We start from the raw sequence: 18,682 nt of genomic DNA on the forward strand, positions 1-18,682 counted from the left end.
CGTACCGGCCGCCCCCGGACCACCGCCCCGGCAGGGTCAGGCGCTACCGGCCGCGGCCTCCTCCGCGAGCAGGCGGGTCGCCATCGCGCGCATCTCGATCTTGCGGATCTTCCCGGTGACGGTCATCGGGAACTCCTCCACGACGTGGACGTAGCGGGGGATCTTGAAGTGGGCGAGCCGCCCCGCGCAGTACGCGCGCACGGCCTGCGCGGTCAGCGGCGCGGCCCCCTCGCGCATCCGCACCCACGCCATCAGCTCCTCCCCGTACTTCGGGTCGGGCACCCCGATGACCTGGACGTCCATGACGTCGGGATGGGCGTGGAGGAACTCCTCGATCTCGCGCGGGTAGAGGTTCTCGCCTCCCCGGATCACCATGTCCTTGATCCGTCCGGTGATGCTCAGATAGCCGTCACCGTCCATGACCGCCAGGTCGCCGGTGTGCATCCAACCCCCCGCGTCGACGGCCTCGGCGGTCTTCTCGGGCTCGCCCCAGTAGCCGAGCATCACCGAGTAGCCCCGGGTGCACAGTTCTCCCGGAGTGCCGCGCGGGACGGTCAGTCCGGACTGCGGATCGACCACCTTGACCTCCAGGTGCGGGCCGACCCGGCCCACCGTGGAGACCCGGCGCTCGACCGAGTCGTCCACACGCGTCTGCGTGGACACGGGAGAGGTCTCCGTCATGCCGTAACAGATGGAGACCTCGGCCATCCCCATCCGCTCGATGACCTCGGTCATGACCTCCACCGGACAGGGCGAACCCGCCATGATCCCGGTGCGCAGGCTCGACAGGTCGTACCCGTCGAACCCGGGCGCGGCCAGCTCGGCGATGAACATCGTGGGCACCCCGTACAGGGAGGTGCAGGCCTCCGCCTCCACCGCCGCCAGCGTCGCGGCCGGGTCGAAGGCGGGCGCGGGGATCACCATCGCCGCACCGTGGCTGGTACAGGCGAGGTTGCCCATCACCATCCCGAAGCAGTGGTAGAAGGGGACCGGGATGCACACCCGGTCGCGTTCGTCGTAGCCGCACAGCTCGCCCACGAAGAAGCCGTTGTTGAGGATGTTGTGGTGCGAGAGGGTGGCGCCCTTGGGGAAGCCGGTGGTGCCCGAGGTGTACTGGATGTTGATCGGGTCGTCCGGGCCCAGTGCGGCCTGTGCCCGCGCGAGTGCGGCCGGATCGGCGCCGCGCCCGCGTTCCAGCAGTGCCTCCCACCGCGGCCCGTCGAACAGGACGGTGAACTCCAGCCCCGGGCAGCGCGGCCGGACCTCCTCGATCATCGCCGCGTAGTCGGAGGTCTTGAAGCGCTCCGCCGCGACCAGCAGCCGGATGCCGGACTGCCCCAGCACGTACTCCAACTCGTGGGAGCGGTAAGCGGGGTTCACGGTGACCAGGATCGCCCCGATCTTCGCGGTGGCGTACTGCACCAGCGTCCACTCGGCCCGGTTGGGCGCCCAGATGCCGACCCGGTCGCCCCGGACGATCCCGAGGTCCAGCAGCCCGAGGGCCAGGGCGTCCACCTCGGCGGCCAGTTCTGCGTACGTCCACCGGCGGCCGGCAGCCACGTCCACGAGGGCGTCCCGGTCGGGGAGGCGCCGTGCGGTCCGATCGAGGTTGTCCCCGATCGTCTCGCGGAGCAGCGGGACTTCGGAACTCCCGGACGCACGACTCGACGCTACGGACACACGTACCTCCAGCACTCGCTGCGGCGATGACGGCCAACGCGCACCGCCCATGATCCCCTCCGGGCGGGCCGCGGCACCAGAGGTGCGGGGGAGCGGCGCGGTGGGCCGTCGGTGCACCTGAGAATCGGCTGTGAGTCGGGGCGGCGGCACTCACGACTCTTGCGTGAAAAGCGAACAACAGCAAAAGTGAGGGTGAACGAGGTACCCGTCGTTGCCGCTGAGCGCACCGCTCCTGCCCGGGACGTTCGGCCGACCGGCTGCAGCGCACCGGCACCCCACACCGAGGTCGTACATGCAGGGTGTTCACCGCATTCTCCTGCCCGCCGGGCTGCGCAAACTCGCCCGAACGCTGCGTCGCCCCGGGGGCGTTCCGCCGCAGCCAGGTCCCGCCGGGCGGGAGCGCATCGGCGGCAGGATCCCTCCGTCCAGCGGGCTCACCTCCCGCGAGGAGGAGCTGCTGGCGACCGTGCCCGGCCTGATCCGGCACTGTGGTCGACTCGTGACCGTACGCGACGACCTGCTCCCCGCCGATGCCCGTACCGCCAGTCTCCGGTCGGTCGCCGAGGCCCTGGAGGGCGCGGCCGTCCCCTACGGGCTGGTCCCCGACGGGGAGCTCGTCCACCGGGTGGCCATTGCGCCGGGCGACCGGGCCGCGGCGCTGAAGGCCTGCGCCGTCGCCTTTACGGGGCTCCCCGTCTACGCGCGCCTGCTCACCGCTGACGGTGACGCCGGGGACGTGCTCGCCGAGGACCTCCCGACGGCGGTGGAGTCCGCCGAAACTGCCGGGGGCAAGGACGGGAGGGGGGCGGCGCACACCGCTCGCGTGCGGGCCGTACGCATCCACCGGCCGGTCATCACGTCGGGCCGGACCCTGACGTACGGCCGCGAGAGCGGCTGTGACCTGGAGTTCTGGGAGGTCCCCGACTCCGGCGAGGGCGCGCTCGCCGTGCTGCGCGAGACCCCGTACGGCTGGTGGGTGCCTTCCCTCGCCGCCTCCACCACCCGCCGCATCGACGACCGGGAGTACCCCGTAGTCGACTGCTTCTCGAGCCGCTTCCCCGATGACATCGACTTCCCGATCGACGCGGTGATCACTTGGGTGGACGCGGCCGACCCCGCCTGGCGCCGCCGTCGGGACCGGGCGGCGAAGGCGGAGGGCGGTTCAGGTCACCCCTCTGGGATCGACGACACCGCCGGGATCGACCTCGCCGAGAACCGCTACCGCGACCGCGGCGAGCTCCGCTACTGCCTGCGCTCCATCGCCGCCTACGCACCCTGGGTCCGGCGCATCTTCCTGGTCACCGACGACCAGGCTCCGGCCTGGCTCGCGGCCGACCATCCGCACATCACGGTCATCGACCATCGCGAGCTGTCCACGGAACCGACGGCCCCCGAGGTGTTCAACTCCCACGCCATCGAGAGCCGACTGCACCACATCCCCGGCCTGGCCGAGCACTTCCTCTACTTCAACGACGACATCTTCCTCGGCCGGCCCCAGCGCCCGCAGAACTACTTCCTGCCCTCCGGACTGCCCAAGGTCTTCCACGACCGGCGGGCGGTGGACCCGGGCAGCCGGGCCGGGGACGACGTGTTCACCTCGTCCCAGAAGGTGACCCGGCAGGCCGTGGAGGAGGCCGTCGGTCGCACGTATCCCCACATCCTGGCGCACACCCCGTACCCCCTCACCCGGTCCGCCTTCACCCGCGTCGAGGAACTGCTGCCCGGTCGGCTCGCCGCCACCGCCCGCTCCGTCTTCCGCAGCGCCGAGGACCTCGCCCCCGTCACCCTCGCCGCCCACCTGGCGCTCGCCGAGGGACTTGCCGTCGAGGGCGACCTCGCGCACACCTACGTGAGCACCGCGCACCGCGCCGAGATCGAGCGGCTGCCGGACCTGGCCGCCGAGCGCGGCCACGACGCCTTCTGCCTCGCGGACGACGAGGACCCGGACGGACGTGACGAGGGCGGAGCCGGAGGCGAACTGTCGGCGACGCAGCAGCACCACGTCGTCGCGGCCTTTCTGGAGGCCTACTTCCCGGTGCCCTCTGCGTTCGAGCAGCAGCCGGCCCCGTCCGGGACCGAGCCCGCCCGGGGATGACGTTTTTGCCCCGGCCGCCACGCCCGGCCTTCGCCGGAGGCAACGGCGCGGGTCGGATCCGGGCCGCGCGGGGCGGCCGCGCCCCGCCGAGCGGGCCCCCGCCACCTGCTGTTCTGTGGACCTCGGTCCGGAGGAATCCCTTCCGCATATCCACGGCGGGCCCGGGCAGACGCTGACCACCGAGCGGTGACACCGGACGACGAAGCGATGGGCGATTGCATGCGAAGCGTGGGCGTGGAGGAAGAGCTGCTGTTGGCGGACGCGGACAGCGGGGAGCCGCTGGCCGTGTCGGGAGCCGTGCTCGCCGCAGCTGACCGCGCCGCAACCGCCGGTGCCGCGGACGGCAAGGATTCCGGCCACACCTTCGAGGCGGAGCTCCAGGAGGAGCAGGTCGAGTTCGGCACGAGACCGGTGACGGAGATGGGCGAACTGCAGGAGGAGATCCTCCGCTGGCGCGCCGAGGCGGCCCGGCACGCCGCGGCGGCCGGTGCGGTCGTCGCCGCGCTCGGCACCTCACCGTTGGCCGTCCGCCCCTCGATGTCCCCCGGACACCGCTACGAGTGGGTGTCGCGGCAGTTCGGCATGACCGCCCAGGAGCAGCTGACCTGCGGCTGCCACGTCCACGTGTCCGTGGAGTCGGACGAGGAGGGGGTGGCCGTGCTGGACCGCATCAGGCTCTGGCTGCCCGTACTGACCGCGATGAGCGCGAATTCCCCGTTCTGGCAGGGCGAGGACACCGGGTACGGCAGCTACCGCAGCCGGGTCTGGAACCGGCTGCCGGCAGCCGGGCCGGTGGACGTCTTCGGCTCGGCTGACCGCTACCACGCGGAGGTGCGGGCCATGGTCGAGTCGGGCGTGCTGCGCGACAAGGGGATGATCTGGTTCGACGCGCGGCTGTCCGCCTCCTACCCGACGGTTGAGGTCAGGGTGGCGGACGTGTGCCTCGACGCGTCGACCCCCGTCCTGCTGGCGGCCCTCGTGCGCGCCCTGGTGGAGACCGCGGCCCGGGAGTGGCGGGCCGGTGAACCCCCGGCCAGGGTCAGCACCGGCCTGCTCCGACTCGCGTCGTGGCAGGCGGGCCGCTCGGGGCTGGACGGTCCGCTGTTGCACCCCGAAACGCTGCGGGAGGCCGCGCCCGAGGCCGCAGTCGACGCGCTGTACCGGCACGTCGGCGACGCCCTGGTCGACTCCGGCGACGAGGAGTTCGTGCGGGCCGCGATCGCCCGCCTCCTGGAGCACGGGAACGGCGCGCGCGTCCAGCGGAGCCTGCTGCGGTCGGAGGGGGACCTGGCCTCGGTCGTCCGGCACTGTGCCGGCCGGACCACGGCCGGCGTCGACCGGGCGGCCCGGGGCGTGGTGCGCTGACGAGGAGCGGGCCGCGGGGGCGGTGCGGGCGACCTCCCGGGCCTGCCCGAAGATCAACTGGCCGAACTCAAGGACGGCTTGGGGCGCGGGTCCGTCCGGTGGCGTTCATAGCCGACGGAACGGGCGCCTCCGCGAGGGTGTGATCACAGGTGAGCCTTTTCGGTCAGGATGGAACCAGTTACTCAGGGTAAGGCGGGTCGCTCGGCTCCTCAGCGTGTCCCCCTGTCCCCCCTTGTCTCGCCTGTCCCTTGCGTCACATGGAATCGGCAGCAATTAACGCGGCTGTACCCAGGACAGTGCGCAAGATTTCCCGACCTGTGTCCGTGCGGCCGCAAAACAAGTCCGAAAGTGACAGGTTTGCTTTGACTCTTGAGCGATGGATCCGTGAATGTCGTTCACATGTCCGACACATCTCGAGCCGCCACCGGTGGCCCTATGCGCTTGCGCGACTTCCGACTGTTACTCGCGGGAGCCGCCACCGGACAGTTCGGTGCACAGGTGACACTGGTGGCGCTGCCTCTCGTGGCCGTCCTCGAACTCGACGCCCCCGCCTTCCAAGTGGGCCTGCTGACCGCCGCGGAGACCGCCGCCTTCCTCCTCGTCGGGCTGCCCGCCGGGGCACTCACCGACCGCATGCGCAAGCGGCCCCTGATGATCCGTGCGGACCTGGTGCGCGCCGTCGCCATGGCCAGCATCCCCGCTGCCGCGCTCGCGGACGTCCTGACCATGGCCCAGCTGTACGCCGTCGCGCTCGTGACCGGCGTGGCGACCGTGTTCTTCGACGTCGCCCACCAGAGCTACCTGCCGCAGATCCTGCCCCGTGACCAACTCGTGGCCGGCAACGGCGCCCTGGAGACCGTCCGTTCCACCGCCCAGGTGACCGGCCCCGGCATCGGCGGCGGACTGGTCCAGCTCGTCGGAGCACAGTTCGCGGTCATCGTCGACGCCATCGGCTACGTGCTCTCCGCCCTCTTCCTCCTGCGCATCGAGCGGACCGAGGAGGCGCCCGAGCCCGCTGCTGCCGGGGGCTCCCTGCGCAAGGAGATCGGCGAGGGCCTCCGCTTCGTCTTCGGCCATCCGCTGCTGCGTGTCATCGCCCTCACGACCGGCCTCGCCAACTTCTCCACGGCGGTCCTCATGGCGACACAGACCGTGCACCTGGTCCGCGTCGTCGGCCTGGAGGCCGGCGGGCTCGGGTTGGTGCTGTCCGCGTCGGCCGTAGGAGGGCTCCTGGGTGCGCTGTGCGCCGGACGCATCGCCGCCCGGCTGGGGCAAGGCCGGGTCATCCTCCTGTCCCTCCTCGTGACCGGCCCGTTCGCACTGCTGTGGCCCCTGTCCGGGCACGGCGTCGCCGGGGCGGTCCTCTTCGCCGCCGGATCGGCGGTCGTCTCCTTCGGCGCCGTCGTCTACAACGTCGCCCAGGTCAGCTTCCGCCAGGGAATGTGCCCACCACGGCTGCTCGGCCGGATGAACGCCACCCTGCGCTTCCTCATGTGGGGCACCTTGCCGCTGGGCGCGCTCCTCGGCGGAGCCCTCGCCCAGTCCTACGGGTCGCGCACGGCACTCGCCTGGTGCGCCGTCGGCATCCTCGCCGTACCACTGCCGCTGGTGTTCTCCCCGCTGCGCCGGATGCGGGACCTGCCCGGTCCGCCGGACGACGGCGGCGGCGCCGACGCCGCCCACGGGACACCGCGGGACACCTCCGCCGGAGGCGACGAACGGCCGGCCCCCGCACCCACCGCCTGACCACCGCCCGACCACCGTTCGGCAAGCGGGGACGACCCCTACGCGCGCACCGCGCCCGCCGCCACACCGTTCCGCGTGACCGCGGCCACGACGAAGAGGACCACGTGCTCAGCATTTCGAGTCAGTACCTGGCCCGCTACCGGCGCCTCGCCGGCGACCGGTCCGACACCCTGCTGCCGGTCACCGGAGCACAGCGCCGCTTCCTTCTGGTGCGTTCGCTGGACCCGTCGGGACGCCCCGACGTGGTGCCGATGTTCTTCGCGTTCCCGTCCGGAACCATCGACCCCGAACGCCTGCGGGCAGCGGCATCCAGGCTCGCCGCACGGCACACCGCCCTGCGCTCGCGGCCCGACGTCGTCCGCGGCACACCCGTCCTGCGCGTCGCCGATCCGGACGTCACCGTGACCCGGTCGACCCTCGTACCGGGGGAGTCGCCCGCCGACGGGCTCCGTCGCGCGCTGGCCTCCTGGGACGCGCAGGGTCCCCCCATGCGGCTCTTCCTCGTACACGACGAGCAGCGCGAGGAGGACATCCTCGCCGTCGCCCTGGACCACGCCGTCTGCGACGGCCGTTCACTGGCGCGGATCGTCGACGAACTCGGCGCGGCGTACGGCGAGGAAGCCCCCGGATCCCAGGTGGAACCGGAGGAGACGGAAGCCGAACTCGCCGCCTACCGGGACGCGGTCCTCAGTCAACTCGCCGCCGAGGAAAGGGCGGAGACGCCCGAGGCGGCCGCGTACTGGGCGGACCGGCTGCGCGCGCTGCGCGCCCACGCTCCGGCCCCCCGTCCGGCACGCGTGCCCGAGGGCGCATGGCCCAGCGGTGCCGCGCAGGCCCGGCTGCCCGCGCACGACGGTGGCGTGTCCTTCCCCGGGCTGCTCGACGCCTGCCGCTCCGCGGCCCGCGAACTGTACGGCCCCGGCCTCGCGGTCCCGCTCGGCTACCCGTGGGGCGGCCGTCCCACGGGAGCGGAGCCGGTCGTCGGCTGCTTCCTCAACACCCTCGTCTTCCCGACCTACACCGGCCACGGACCCGGCCCGGAGGTGACGGCCGACGCGTGGTGGGACGACCTCGACCGGGCAGACGTACCGTTCGACGCGGTCGTGACCGCGGCGCGGGCCGCCGGCTCGGCCTGGACGGGAGGCCTCGACGGACTGCTCACCGTGGACGACGACAGCCGTCGCCCACCCCTGACGCTCGCCGGTGTCGAGGGACGGGAAGTCCACGTCGACGGCAGACCGGTACGCGGCCCCTTCGCCGTCTCCGTCACCCAGGGAGCGGAGATCCGCGTGCAGATGGCGTGGGACCGGGCGGTGTTCGACGACGGGGCCGCGCACCGGGCCTTCGACGCGCTCACCCACGCGCTGCGCCCCTCGGAGCACACCGCGCAGTGACCCCGCCGCCCGGAGGCCGCCGAAGGCTCCGGGAACGACGCGCACCCGCGCCCTCCCGCCACCCCGCTCGACCGCAGCGCCCCCCGGCGCACCACCGACCCGCGGCCACCGCGCACCGGGTGTCCACGCGCAACCGCAGCGTCCGGCACCCGGTACCGCAGCGCATCCCGCGCCGCCGCGCACCCCGACCCCCCCCCACGGCATCCCCCCACGGCCCCCCACGTGGAACGCGGCACCGCGCGACCCGCGACGCCGCCCGCACGACCACCGGACACGACCGTGACCGGTACGGAGACCGACCCGACAACCTCAGGGATCGCCCATGCTTCCCCTCTCCTCCTCGCAGGAGATCGTCTGGCTGCACGAGCAGATGCAGCCCGGCAGTCGCGCCTACAACTTCACCGCTTCGCTGGACCTGTGGGGCACCCTCGACACCGGGGCGCTGCGCCGGGGACTCGACGCGACCTTGGCACGCCACCCCGGCCTGCGGCTCGAACTCGTCGCCTCCACCGGATCCGTACCGGCGCAGCGGGTCGCGCGGCAGTGTGCACCGCGACTGCGCACGGTCGACCTCAGCACCGAGGAGGACCCCGAGGCGGCCTTCGCCCGTCTCCTGCGCACCGAGGCCGAAACACCGCTCGACACCTTCGAGGCACCGCTCATCCGCTGGACGCTCGTGCGACTGGCCGAGCGCCACCACCGGCTGGTCCACGTCGAGCACCACCTGATCCATGACGGCCACTCCTTCGCGATCCTGCTCGACGACGTCTTCCGCGTCTACCGCGCCCACGTCCTCGGCGAGACCCTGGAGCTCCCGCCCGCATCCTCGTACGCGGACCACGTCCAGGAGCGGGCCGAAGCCGCGTACGCCCCCGAATCGCTCGACTTCTGGCGGGCCGAACTGCGCGACCAGCAGCACGACCTGCCGCTGCCCGGCCTGACCCGCCCCGGTGCCCGCCGCGATCACCACGGCGGACAGCTGCGCCAGACGATCGGCGCCGATCTCGCCGAACGCCTGCGCGCGCACGCCCGTGCACGCGGACTGACCCCCTTCTCCACGCTCCTCGGGCTGTTCGCGGAACTCCTGCGCCGGCACAGCGGCCGCTCCCGCATGGTCATCGGCACCGCCGTCGGCAACCGCCCCCTCGGCTACGAGGACGCCGTGGGCATGTTCGTCAACACCATCCCGCTGCCGCTCGCCCTGGATGGCGCGGCCCCCGCCCAGGACGCCATGGACGAGGTCACCGACACCCTCATCCGGGCCCTGCCGCACCAGGACGTACCGGTCCAGGAGCTGACCCGGGCGCTCGGCATGCACACCTCCGGCGCCGACAACCCGCTCTTCTCGGTCATGTTCAGCGCCCACGACGCACCGCTGCCCGAGATCGACGTGCCCGGTCTCGACATCACCCTCTTCGAGGGCTTCAACACCGGAACCACCCGCTTCGACCTCGACGTGGTCCTGCTCCCGGACGACCGGCGCGGCGTCACCCCGCGCCACGGCTCGCCCGGTATGACGCTGGTCTGGGACTACGACATGGACCTGTTCGGCGAAGACGTCGCCCGGCTGGTCTCCGGCCGCTTCCTGGGCCTGCTGCGCGCCTACCTCGACAGCCCCGAGACCGCGCTGGCCGACCTGGAACCGACCGTGGTGGAGCCGGCCGCCGAGCCCGTGCCCGTCCCCGCCGACCGCGATCCGCTGGATCCCGTGGCCGCGCACCACCCGTCGCAGCCGGCCCTGCTGTGCGGCGCCCGCCGCCTCACCTACGGCGAACTCGACGACCTCGTCGGCTCGCTCGCCGAGCGACTGCGCGCCGCCGGTGTGACTGCCGGTCGGCCGGTCGCCGTGGTCCTGCCCAGGGGGACCGACTCGCTCGTCGCCCTGCTCGCCTGCCTGCGGACCGGCGCCGTCTACTGCCCGCTGTCCCCGTCCGATCCGCCGGCCCGCCTCGGCCTGCTGCTGGAACGGCTCGCCCCCGCGCTCGTCCTCATCGGCGACGGCACCCCGGACCTGCCGGAAGCACTGCCGACGGCCCGGATCGACGCCCCGGTACTGCCCGCCGCGCACGGAACCGCCGAACTCCCCGGCACCGCGTACGTCATCCACACCTCCGGCTCCACCGGCACGCCGAAGCCCGTCGCCGTCGGCCCCGAGGCGCTGGTGCACCACATGACGGCGGCCGCCGACCGGTTCGGCCTCACCACCTCGGACCGGGTCCTGATGTTCGCCCAGCCGTCCTTCGACGTGGCGCTCGAGGAGGTGCTGCCGACCCTGCACGCCGGTGCGTGCCTGGTCCTGCCCGAGCACGAGGTGCCCACGGGCGCGGAGCTCGCCGCACTGCTGGCGTCCGCCCGGGTCACCGTCGCCAACCTGCCCACCAGCTACTTCCTCGCCACCCGCGAGGACCTGCGTCCCGCACTGCGGGACGAGAGCTGGGCGCCCAGGCTCCTGGTCCTCGGCGGCGAGCGGCTTCCCGTGGAGGCACTGCGCGGCGTCCTCGCCGACACCGACGCCGCCGTGCTCAACGCGTACGGCGTCACGGAGGCGGCCATCAGCTCGACCGTCCACGAGATCTCCCGCGACGCCCTCGCCGAGGGATCCGAGATCCCCCTCGGCACCGAACTCCCGGGCGAGCGGGTCCACGTCCTGGACGCCCACCACCGCCCGCTGCCGTCCGGCGCGGTCGGTGAACTCGCCGTCGCCGGACCCGGCCTCGCCCAGGGCTACGCGGGCAACGCGGAGGCGACGGCCGCCCGGTTCGTCCACGTCGACGCACTCGACGGACAGCGCGTCTACCTCACCGGAGACCTCGGCTACCGCGGTCTGGACGGCCTGCTGTACTTCCTCGGGCGGCGCGACCACCAGATCAAGCTGCGCGGTCACCGCATCGAGCTGGAGGAGATCGAGGCGGCCGCGTCCGCGGTGCTGGGCGGCCGGTCCTGCGCCGTCGTACTGGACCGGGAGGGCCCCGGCGCGCCCCGGCTCGTCGGCTTCCTCGAAGACGGCGCCGACGGCGCGGCCTTCGACGAAAAGGCACTGCACGCCGAGCTGAGCCGACGCCTGCCCGGCCCCCTCGTGCCCGCCCGATGGGCCCGGCTGGACAGCATGCCGACCCTCGCCGGCGGCAAGCCCGACCGTACGGCACTGTCCCGCCGGGCGGCGGCGCTCGACCCCGACGACGCCGCTACGCCCGAGCCCGGAACCGGCCACGAGCCTCGGATCGGCTCCGAGCCCGGGCCCGCCGGCACCACCGACGTCTCCGACGATCCGATGACGGCCCTGCTCACCGAAGGCTGGCGCACGGTCCTCGGCCACAGCCGATTCGACGCCCGCTCCCACTTCTTCCACAGCGGGGGCCACTCCCTGCTCGCGGCCGAGCTGGCCGCCTGGCTGGAGCCCCGGCTGGGCACGCGCCCGCCGCTGAAGGTGCTCTTCCGCAACCCCGTGCTCGCCGACCAGGCCGATGCCCTCGCCACCACCGCCCTTTCCACGGAGTCGTGATGACCCAGTCCCCGACCGCAGTCGTCCTTCCCGCCACGCCCACCGACACCGGACCCACGCCGAGCGTCGCCCACGGCCCCTCCGCCGAACCGACCGGTGTGCTCGCCCGCTTCGAGGACTGGGCGCGGCGCACCCCGCAGGCCCCGGCAACGATCGACCGCACACAGATCTGGACCTACCGGGACCTCGACGCGGCGGCCGAGCTGGTCGCCGCCGATCTGGCCGACCGCGTCCGCCCCGGTGACCTGGTCGGCGTCTGCCTCGACCGGTCCACCGCCCTGGTGGTGACCGCCGTCGCGCTCGCCCGGCTCGGCGCCGTCTACCTGCCGCTCGGCCCCCGCCCCGGCGAGCGCCGCATCCAGGCCGTCACCGAGGACCTCGACGTCGCCTGCCTCATCGGCGACCCCGGCGTCCTGCCCGAGGAACACCGCAGCGGGGAGCACGTCCCGCTGCCGCTGCCCACCAGTGGTGTCAACGCCCCCGCCACCGTGGTCGCGGCCTTCGCCGACTCCGTCGAAGGCACCCGGCGCGCGCCCGAAGGCGCCCTGTACGCCGTCCTCACCTCCGGTTCCACCGGCCGCCCCAAGGCGGTCGCCGTCGCCGAGCCCTCGCTGTCCGTCGCCCTCGACTGGTACCGGGCCGAGACCGGCCTCGCACCGGGCGACCGGCAGTCCCTGCTCATCGGTGTCGCGTTCGACCCGCACCTGCTCGAACTGTGGGCCGCCCTGACCTCAGGTGCCGCCCTCGTCCCGGCCCCGGACGACACCCGCTGGGACTCGCACGTGCTCACCGACTGGTGGCGTGACACCGGCCTCACCCACGCCGTGGCGGCCACGCCCACCGTCGAACCGCTCCTGGACCGGCCCTGGCCGCAGGACCTGAAGCTACGTCACCTCGTCGTCGGCGGCGACCGCATGCGCCGCCACCCCGGCACCGACGTCACCGCGACCGTCCACAACGCCTACGGTCCCGCCGAAGCCACCGTCGTCACCACCACCCACACCATGCGCGGCACCGACCCGGAGGCCGGCGACCCGACCCCGCCCCCCATCGGCACCGCACTGCCGGGCGTCACCCTCGTCGTCACGGATGACGGGGGCCGCCCCGTCGCCCGCGGGCAGGAGGGTGAACTGCGCGTCGGCGGTCACTGCCTGGCGCTCGGCTACCTCGACCCCGAACTCACCGCCCGCCGGTTCACCCCGCCTCCGCAAGAACTGGCGCTGCCCGCGATCGACCGCCTCTACCGGACCGGCGACCGGGTACGGATGAACGCCGACGGCAGCCTGGACTTCCTCGGCCGTCTCGACGACCAGGTGAAGATCAGCGGCGTGCGGATCGAACCGGTCGAGGTGGAAGCCGCCTTCGAGCAGGACCCCCGGGTGCGCACCGCCGTCGTCACCGTGCTGCGCGACAGCTCCGGCCACGGCCGACTCGTCGCCCACGTACGGCCCGCCGACGGCGCCGAACCCGCGGCGGGGGACCTCCTCGACGCGGTCCGGGCCTGGCTTCCCGAGCAGGCCGTCCCCACCGCCGTACGGATCGTCGACGGCTTCCCGCTCGACGCCAACGGCAAGGTGGACCGGCCGGCCCTGGCAGCCCGGGCCCGGACCACCGGCGCGCCCCGGACCGCCACCACGGACGACCCCGCCGACGCCACCGCCACCGCCTCCGAGCGGCTCGTGCTGGCGACGGTGCGCGACCTCCTCGGCCGGCCCGGCATCGGCCTCGGCGACCACTTCACCGACGCCGGCGGCACCTCCGTCGTCGCCGCACGGCTGCTGGCAACCGTCGAACGCGAGACCGGAGTGCGCCTGCGCGCCCCCGAGCTGCTGCGCAGCACCGACCTGCGCGCCTTCGCCGCCCTCCTCGACCAGCGCCGGACCCCGCGCCCGGAAGGAGCCTGACATGCCGTCCACCACCCTGCCGTCCACCACCCTGCCGTCCACCACCCTGCCGTCCACCACCGTGCCGTCCACCACCCCGGTGCCCGCCGGCCCGGCGACCGCCCTGCCGGCACTCGTCGCCCGGCACGCCGAACTCACCCCCGACGCCCTCGCCGTCGTGGACGGCGACACCACCCTCACGTACGGCCGTCTCCTGCAGGCGGGCCGCGCCCTCGCGGCACACCTGCGCACGCACGACGTGGCCCGCGGCGACCGGGTGGCGCTCCTGACGGCACGGTCGTCCCGCACGATCGTGGCGCAGCTCGGGCTGTGGCTGGCGGGAGCCGTGTGCGTGCCGCTCGATCCCGCCCAGCCCCGCCCGCGCACCGAGGCGATGATCGCCGACGCGGACGTGACGCTCACCGTCGGCGACGCGAAGCTGCTGGACGCGGCCGCACTCCCCGGCCCCGTCCTCGCCCTGCCCGAGGAGCCGCTCACGACCGGTCGACCGGTCGACGAGTCCGACCCGGACAGCCCGGCATTCATCATGTTCACCTCCGGTTCCACCGGCCGTCCCAAGGGCGTCCTCGTGCCGCACCGGGCCATCGCCGAGCTGGTCACCGCGCCCGACTACGTCACCCTCACCGGCCGCGACCGCGTCCTGTTCCACTCGCCCATGACCTTCGACGCCTCCACGTTCGAAGTCTGGGGCGCGCTCGCGGGCGGTGCCGCGGTCGTCGTCTGCACCGAGCAGCGGCCCTCCCTGGAGGACCTCGCCCGGCACGTCGAACAGCACGGCGTGACCGTGGCCTTCTTCACCACGGCCCTCTTCCACCAGCTCGCCGCACGCCGCTCCCGCGTCTTCGCCCAGCTCCGCTCGGTCGTCGTGGGCGGCGAGGCGATGGCCGCCGCACCGGCCCGTGAGGTCCTCACCGCCTTCCCCTGGCTGGAGCTCGTCAACGGCTACGGGCCGACCGAGACGACCACCTTCGCCACCGCACACCGGGTCACCGGGCAGGACTGCGAGGGGCCGATACCGATCGGCAGGCCCGTCTCCGGGGCCACGGCGCACGTCCTGGACGCCGACGGCCACCCGGTCGCCGACGGCGACCGGGGCGAACTGTGGATCGGCGGCAGCAGGCTCGCCCACGGGTACACGGGTCTGCCCGCACTCACCGCCGAACGGTTCGTCGAGCATCCCGCCGCCGCTGGCGGGCGGCTCTACCGTACGGGCGACATCGTCTCCCTCCGGTCCGACGGCGTCCTCCAGTTCCACGGCCGCAACGACGACCAGGTGAAGGTCCGCGGCTTCCGCATCGAACCGGCCGAGGTCGAACACGCCCTCCGCGAGCAGCCGGACGTGGACGACGCCGCCGTCACCGTCGACGGCGCCGGCACCCCCGAGGCCCGCCTCGTCGCGTTCGTCGTCCCCGCGCCCGGCCCCGTACCGCACGGCGCGGCACTGCGCGAGCGGCTCACCGCGGTGCTGCCCGCCCACTTGGTTCCCGACACGGTCACCGTGCTGGAACGGCTGCCCCTCACCCCGGCCGGCAAGGTCGACCGGCGCGCGCTCGCCGCACGCGCGGACAGCGCACGCGCGCACGCCGCCCAGAGCCTGCCCGCCGACGAGCCGGCGGCGCAGATGACACCGCTGGAACAGGCCGTCGCCGAGGTGTGGAGCCAGGCCCTGGGCGTCGAGGTCACCCGCGCCGCCGACGAGTTCCTCCTCCTCGGCGGCCATTCCCTCCTCGCCCTCGCCGTCACCGACGACCTGCGCGAGGAACTCGGCGTCGAACTCTCCCTCGCCGAGTTCTTCGCCGCCCCGACCGTCGCCGCCCAGGCCGCGCTGGTCGAACGAGCCCTCCTGGCCGCCCACGCGGACCTCCACCCCGAGACCCCGGAGCACAGCGATGTCCACTGACACCGACTCCGCGGCCCGCAACAGCCGGCAGCAACTCCAACAGGAGCTGCTGCGCCGGGCCCGGGCCGGAACCGCCCGCCGCGCGACGGCCCAGACCGAGCCCACCACCGGTGCGGGCGCAGCACAGGACGGCCGCGCGACCCGGGACACCGTTCCTTCCGGTACCACCGCCACCGCCCCGCAGGCCGGAAGGGTTCCCCTCTCCCGCGCCCAGCGCCGCATGTGGCTGATGGAGCGGCTCGGCGGCGCGGGCGACTCGTACCACGTACCGTTCGCCACCCGGGTGCGCGGTCCGTTCGACGTGGCCGCGTTCGCCACCGCCCTCACCCAGCTGGTGGCCCGGCACGCCATTCTCCGCACCCGCTACGCGGAGCACGAGGGCGAGCCGTACCAGGAGGTGCTGCCGACGCCGCGGACGGTCCCCGTGCACGTCGTCGACACCGGCGCAACGGACGCCCCGGAGCTGCTGCGGCGCGAGTCGGCCCGGCCGTTCGACCTCGCGGCCGGCGACGCCGTACGGGCCCTCGTCCTGCGCCACGGCCCGCAGGACCACACGGTGCTGCTGACCTTCCACCACATCGCCGTGGACGCCGCCTCACTGGAGACCGTGGCCACCGAACTCGCCGTCCTCTACACGGCGGCCGCCGACGGAACGGGTCGGCGCACGCTCGCCGCACCGCCGCAGTACGCCGACCACGCGCGCCGCGAGCACGACGCCCTGCCCGGCTTCGAGGCGGAACTGAACCGCTGGAGCGGCCTGCTGGCCGACGCCGCCCCGCCGCGCCTGCCCCAGCCGGGCGCAGCCGCTCCCTCCACGGCGGCACGTCCCGGCGCCGCGCACACCGTGCCGTTGGCGCCAGGGGTGCCCGACGCCCTACGGGCGCTGGGTGCACAGCGCCGGGCCACGCTCTTCGCGGTGTCGCTCACCGCGGCCTTTGCCGCCCTCCACCGCCTCACCGGCGACGACGACCTCGTCATCGGCGTGGCGGGCACCCACCGCAGCGGAACCGCCATGCGCGGCCTGGTCGGCCTGTGCGTCAACACCCTGCCCGTACGGGTGGACGTCTCCGGCGACCCGTCCTTCGCCCAACTGCTGCGCCGCGTGAGCGACGCGCTCCTCGAAGCCCAGAGCCACCGGCACATCCCCTTCGACCTGGTCCTCGAACGCCTCGGCGCCGGGGCCCGCGGTGCCGACGGCACCGCACTGGTCCGCGTCACCTCCGACGTCCTCGGCGAGCCGACGGTACTGCGGCTGCCGGGTACGACGGCCGAGTACGTCGACGTCCCCTCCGACGGCGCGAAGTTCACCTTGTCCTACGGCCTGGTGCCGGCCGATGCCGCACCGCCCCGGGCGCTCGTCCAGTACGACGCGAACACGCTGGACGACACCGTGGCGGAGGCGGCCGTACGGGACTACGCGGCCCTGCTCCACGCGGTCGCGGCCGACCCGGAACTCGCCCTGAGCGAGCTGCCCCTCCCCGGTCCGAACGACGGCTCCGGCCCCCAGGGCGGCGCCGACCGGGACGGAGCCGACCAGGACGGAGCCGACCAGGACGGAGCCGACCAGGACGGAGCCGACCAGGACGGCGACCGCCACCCGGCCGCGCAGGCCCTGCGCGCCCACCCGGGCGTGGCCGACGCCATGGTGGTCCAGCCCGAGCAGGGGCCGTCCGTGGCCTATGCCGTCCTGCACGACAGCTTCGGCCCGTCCGGTCACGAACTGCTGGGCCTGCTGCGCCGCTCGCTCGCACCCGCGGCCGTGCCCGCCACGGTCACGCTGCTCGACGCGCTGCCCCGCTCGGCCTCCGGGACGCTCGACCGCGCCCGGCTGCCCGGGCCGTCCCTGGCGAGCGACCCGTCCGGTCCGCGGGCCCGGGCGGTCGAGGAGGGCTTCACCGCCGTGCTCGGTGTCGCCCCGTCGCCGGACGACGACTTCTTCGCCCTCGGCGGCCACTCCCTCAAGGCCGTGCAGCTCGCCGAACGGCTGCGCACGGACCTCGGACTGCCGCTCACGGGCCTCGACGTGCTCCAGGCCCGCACGCCCCGGGCGCTGACCGTGCTCCTCGACGAACGGGCGGCACGGCAGAGCGCCGCGAAGGCCGCGAGCAAGCCGGCCCCCCGTTCCCGGGACCTCCGCCCGGGCACGGTGCTCGTCACCGGCGCGACGGGTGGCGTGGGCGCGTTCGTCGTACGTGAACTCGCCGCACGGGGCCGCCCCGTCCTGGCCCTGGCCCGGCCCGAGTCCGCCCATCTGATCGCCACCGAGGGCGTCGACGTCATCGAGGGCGACCTCTCCGACCCGGCGGGGCTGCGGGACGCCGTCGCACAGGCGGACGCGGTGGTCCACGCCGCCTGCACCTTCACCCGGCACGAGGTGGACCTGGCGGCGATGGAGGCGATGGTCGACGCCTGGCGGCGCGGACCGTTCGTCTTCGTCAGCAGCGTCGACGCCTACGGGCACCCCGGGACGGACCGGGTCGCCGAGGAGTTGCCGTCCCACGAGCCCGTCAGCCCGTACGGGAGGGCCAAGCTCGACTGCGAGGCGATGCTGCTGCGCGCCGCGGGGACCGAGGGGCGCGGGGGCGCGAGCGCCGTACGGTCACCGATCGTCTGGGGCGCGCACGACCGGCTGCGCGAACAGCTGCGCTGGGGTGCCATCGGCACGCTCTACCAGTCGGCCCGCCAGGGCCGGCCGATCGACCTGCCGCGCCCCGGTACCGGCGGACACGACTGGTACGGGGCCGCCTGGGTGCACGCTGCCGCCTTGGCCCGTGCGGTGGCCGAGTGCCTGGACCGGCCCGTGCACGGAGTCGCCAACGCGTGCAGCGGCCACGTGTCCTGGTACGACCTGGCACAGGACCTCACGGAACTGCTCGGCTCCCGCGCGGAGCTCCGTGCGACCGGGACCGTTCCCCGGGACCTCGATCACCGCTGGCACTACGACAGCGCCCGCCTGGCCCGTCCTTTGCGCGCACGCCCGGGAGAGGACCGGCGGACCGTACTGGCAGAGATGATCGACGCCATGCCGCCCGACCACGGCTGACACGGCGCCTGCGCCCGGAGCCCCCGAGGCTCCGGGCGCAGCAGCGCGCCCTT

9 protein-coding genes are annotated in these 18,682 nt (G+C 74.0%); 8 read left to right on the forward strand and 1 reads right to left on the reverse strand.

Features of this window, described 5'->3' with window-relative positions; all coding sequences use genetic code 11:
- Positions 1–36: 36 nt before the first annotated feature.
- Positions 37–1,731 carry an AMP-binding protein gene (locus tag OG594_RS21845; RefSeq protein ID WP_266601506.1) on the reverse strand — a complete coding sequence of 565 codons (1,695 nt, stop codon included), beginning with the start codon at positions 1,729–1,731 and terminating at the stop codon, positions 37–39.
- 241 nt (positions 1,732–1,972) lie between these two features.
- Here OG594_RS21845 and OG594_RS21850 point away from each other — a divergent pair, with 241 nt between their 5' ends.
- From OG594_RS21850 to OG594_RS21885, 8 genes are all read left to right on the forward strand, one after another.
- Complete coding sequence (locus tag OG594_RS21850) at positions 1,973–3,775, forward strand: Stealth CR1 domain-containing protein (RefSeq protein WP_266601508.1); 1,803 nt, start codon at positions 1,973–1,975, stop codon at positions 3,773–3,775.
- A gap of 219 nt (positions 3,776–3,994) precedes the next feature.
- Positions 3,995–5,140 carry a glutamate--cysteine ligase gene (locus OG594_RS21855; RefSeq protein WP_266601510.1) on the forward strand — a complete coding sequence of 382 codons (1,146 nt, stop codon included), beginning with the start codon at positions 3,995–3,997 and terminating at the stop codon, positions 5,138–5,140.
- Positions 5,141–5,539: 399 nt separating this feature from the next.
- Positions 5,540–6,886, forward strand: a complete 1,347-nt coding sequence (locus OG594_RS21860) for an MFS transporter (RefSeq protein WP_266601512.1) — start codon at positions 5,540–5,542, stop codon at positions 6,884–6,886.
- Positions 6,887–6,990: 104 nt separating this feature from the next.
- Positions 6,991–8,280 (forward strand): condensation domain-containing protein, encoded by a 1,290-nt coding sequence (locus tag OG594_RS21865; RefSeq protein WP_266601514.1) that lies wholly within the window; start codon positions 6,991–6,993, stop codon positions 8,278–8,280.
- A 322-nt stretch (positions 8,281–8,602) separates the two neighbouring features.
- On the forward strand, positions 8,603–11,782 hold the full coding sequence (locus OG594_RS21870; protein WP_266601516.1) for an amino acid adenylation domain-containing protein: 3,180 nt from the start codon (positions 8,603–8,605) through the stop codon (positions 11,780–11,782).
- Positions 11,782–13,686, forward strand: coding sequence for a non-ribosomal peptide synthetase (locus OG594_RS21875; RefSeq protein WP_266601518.1), 1,905 nt, complete (start codon positions 11,782–11,784; stop codon positions 13,684–13,686). The genes OG594_RS21870 and OG594_RS21875 overlap by 1 nt, the downstream gene beginning before the upstream one ends.
- Position 13,687: 1 nt before the next feature.
- Complete coding sequence (locus OG594_RS21880; RefSeq protein ID WP_266601520.1) at positions 13,688–15,586, forward strand: non-ribosomal peptide synthetase; 1,899 nt, start codon at positions 13,688–13,690, stop codon at positions 15,584–15,586.
- Positions 15,576–18,629: a condensation domain-containing protein gene (locus OG594_RS21885; protein ID WP_266601522.1), complete on the forward strand. Its 3,054-nt coding sequence runs from the start codon at positions 15,576–15,578 to the stop codon at positions 18,627–18,629. The genes OG594_RS21880 and OG594_RS21885 overlap by 11 nt, the downstream gene beginning before the upstream one ends.
- The last annotated feature ends 53 nt before the right edge of the window (positions 18,630–18,682 follow it).

The sequence above is a fragment of the Streptomyces sp. NBC_01214 genome, from assembly GCF_026340975.1.
Lineage (GTDB): Bacteria > Actinomycetota > Actinomycetes > Streptomycetales > Streptomycetaceae > Streptomyces.

Coding starts and splice junctions, on each gene's coding strand:
- OG594_RS21845 (WP_266601506.1), bottom strand. CDS start 1,731: ATGGGCGGTGCGCGTTGGCCGTCATCGCCGCAGCGAGTGCTGGAGGTA.
- OG594_RS21880 (WP_266601520.1), top strand. CDS start 13,688: ATGCCGTCCACCACCCTGCCGTCCACCACCCTGCCGTCCACCACCCTG.
- OG594_RS21860 (WP_266601512.1), top strand. CDS start 5,540: ATGTCCGACACATCTCGAGCCGCCACCGGTGGCCCTATGCGCTTGCGC.
- OG594_RS21850 (WP_266601508.1), top strand. CDS start 1,973: ATGCAGGGTGTTCACCGCATTCTCCTGCCCGCCGGGCTGCGCAAACTC.
- OG594_RS21885 (WP_266601522.1), top strand. CDS start 15,576: ATGTCCACTGACACCGACTCCGCGGCCCGCAACAGCCGGCAGCAACTC.
- OG594_RS21875 (WP_266601518.1), top strand. CDS start 11,782: ATGACCCAGTCCCCGACCGCAGTCGTCCTTCCCGCCACGCCCACCGAC.
- OG594_RS21870 (WP_266601516.1), top strand. CDS start 8,603: ATGCTTCCCCTCTCCTCCTCGCAGGAGATCGTCTGGCTGCACGAGCAG.
- OG594_RS21855 (WP_266601510.1), top strand. CDS start 3,995: ATGCGAAGCGTGGGCGTGGAGGAAGAGCTGCTGTTGGCGGACGCGGAC.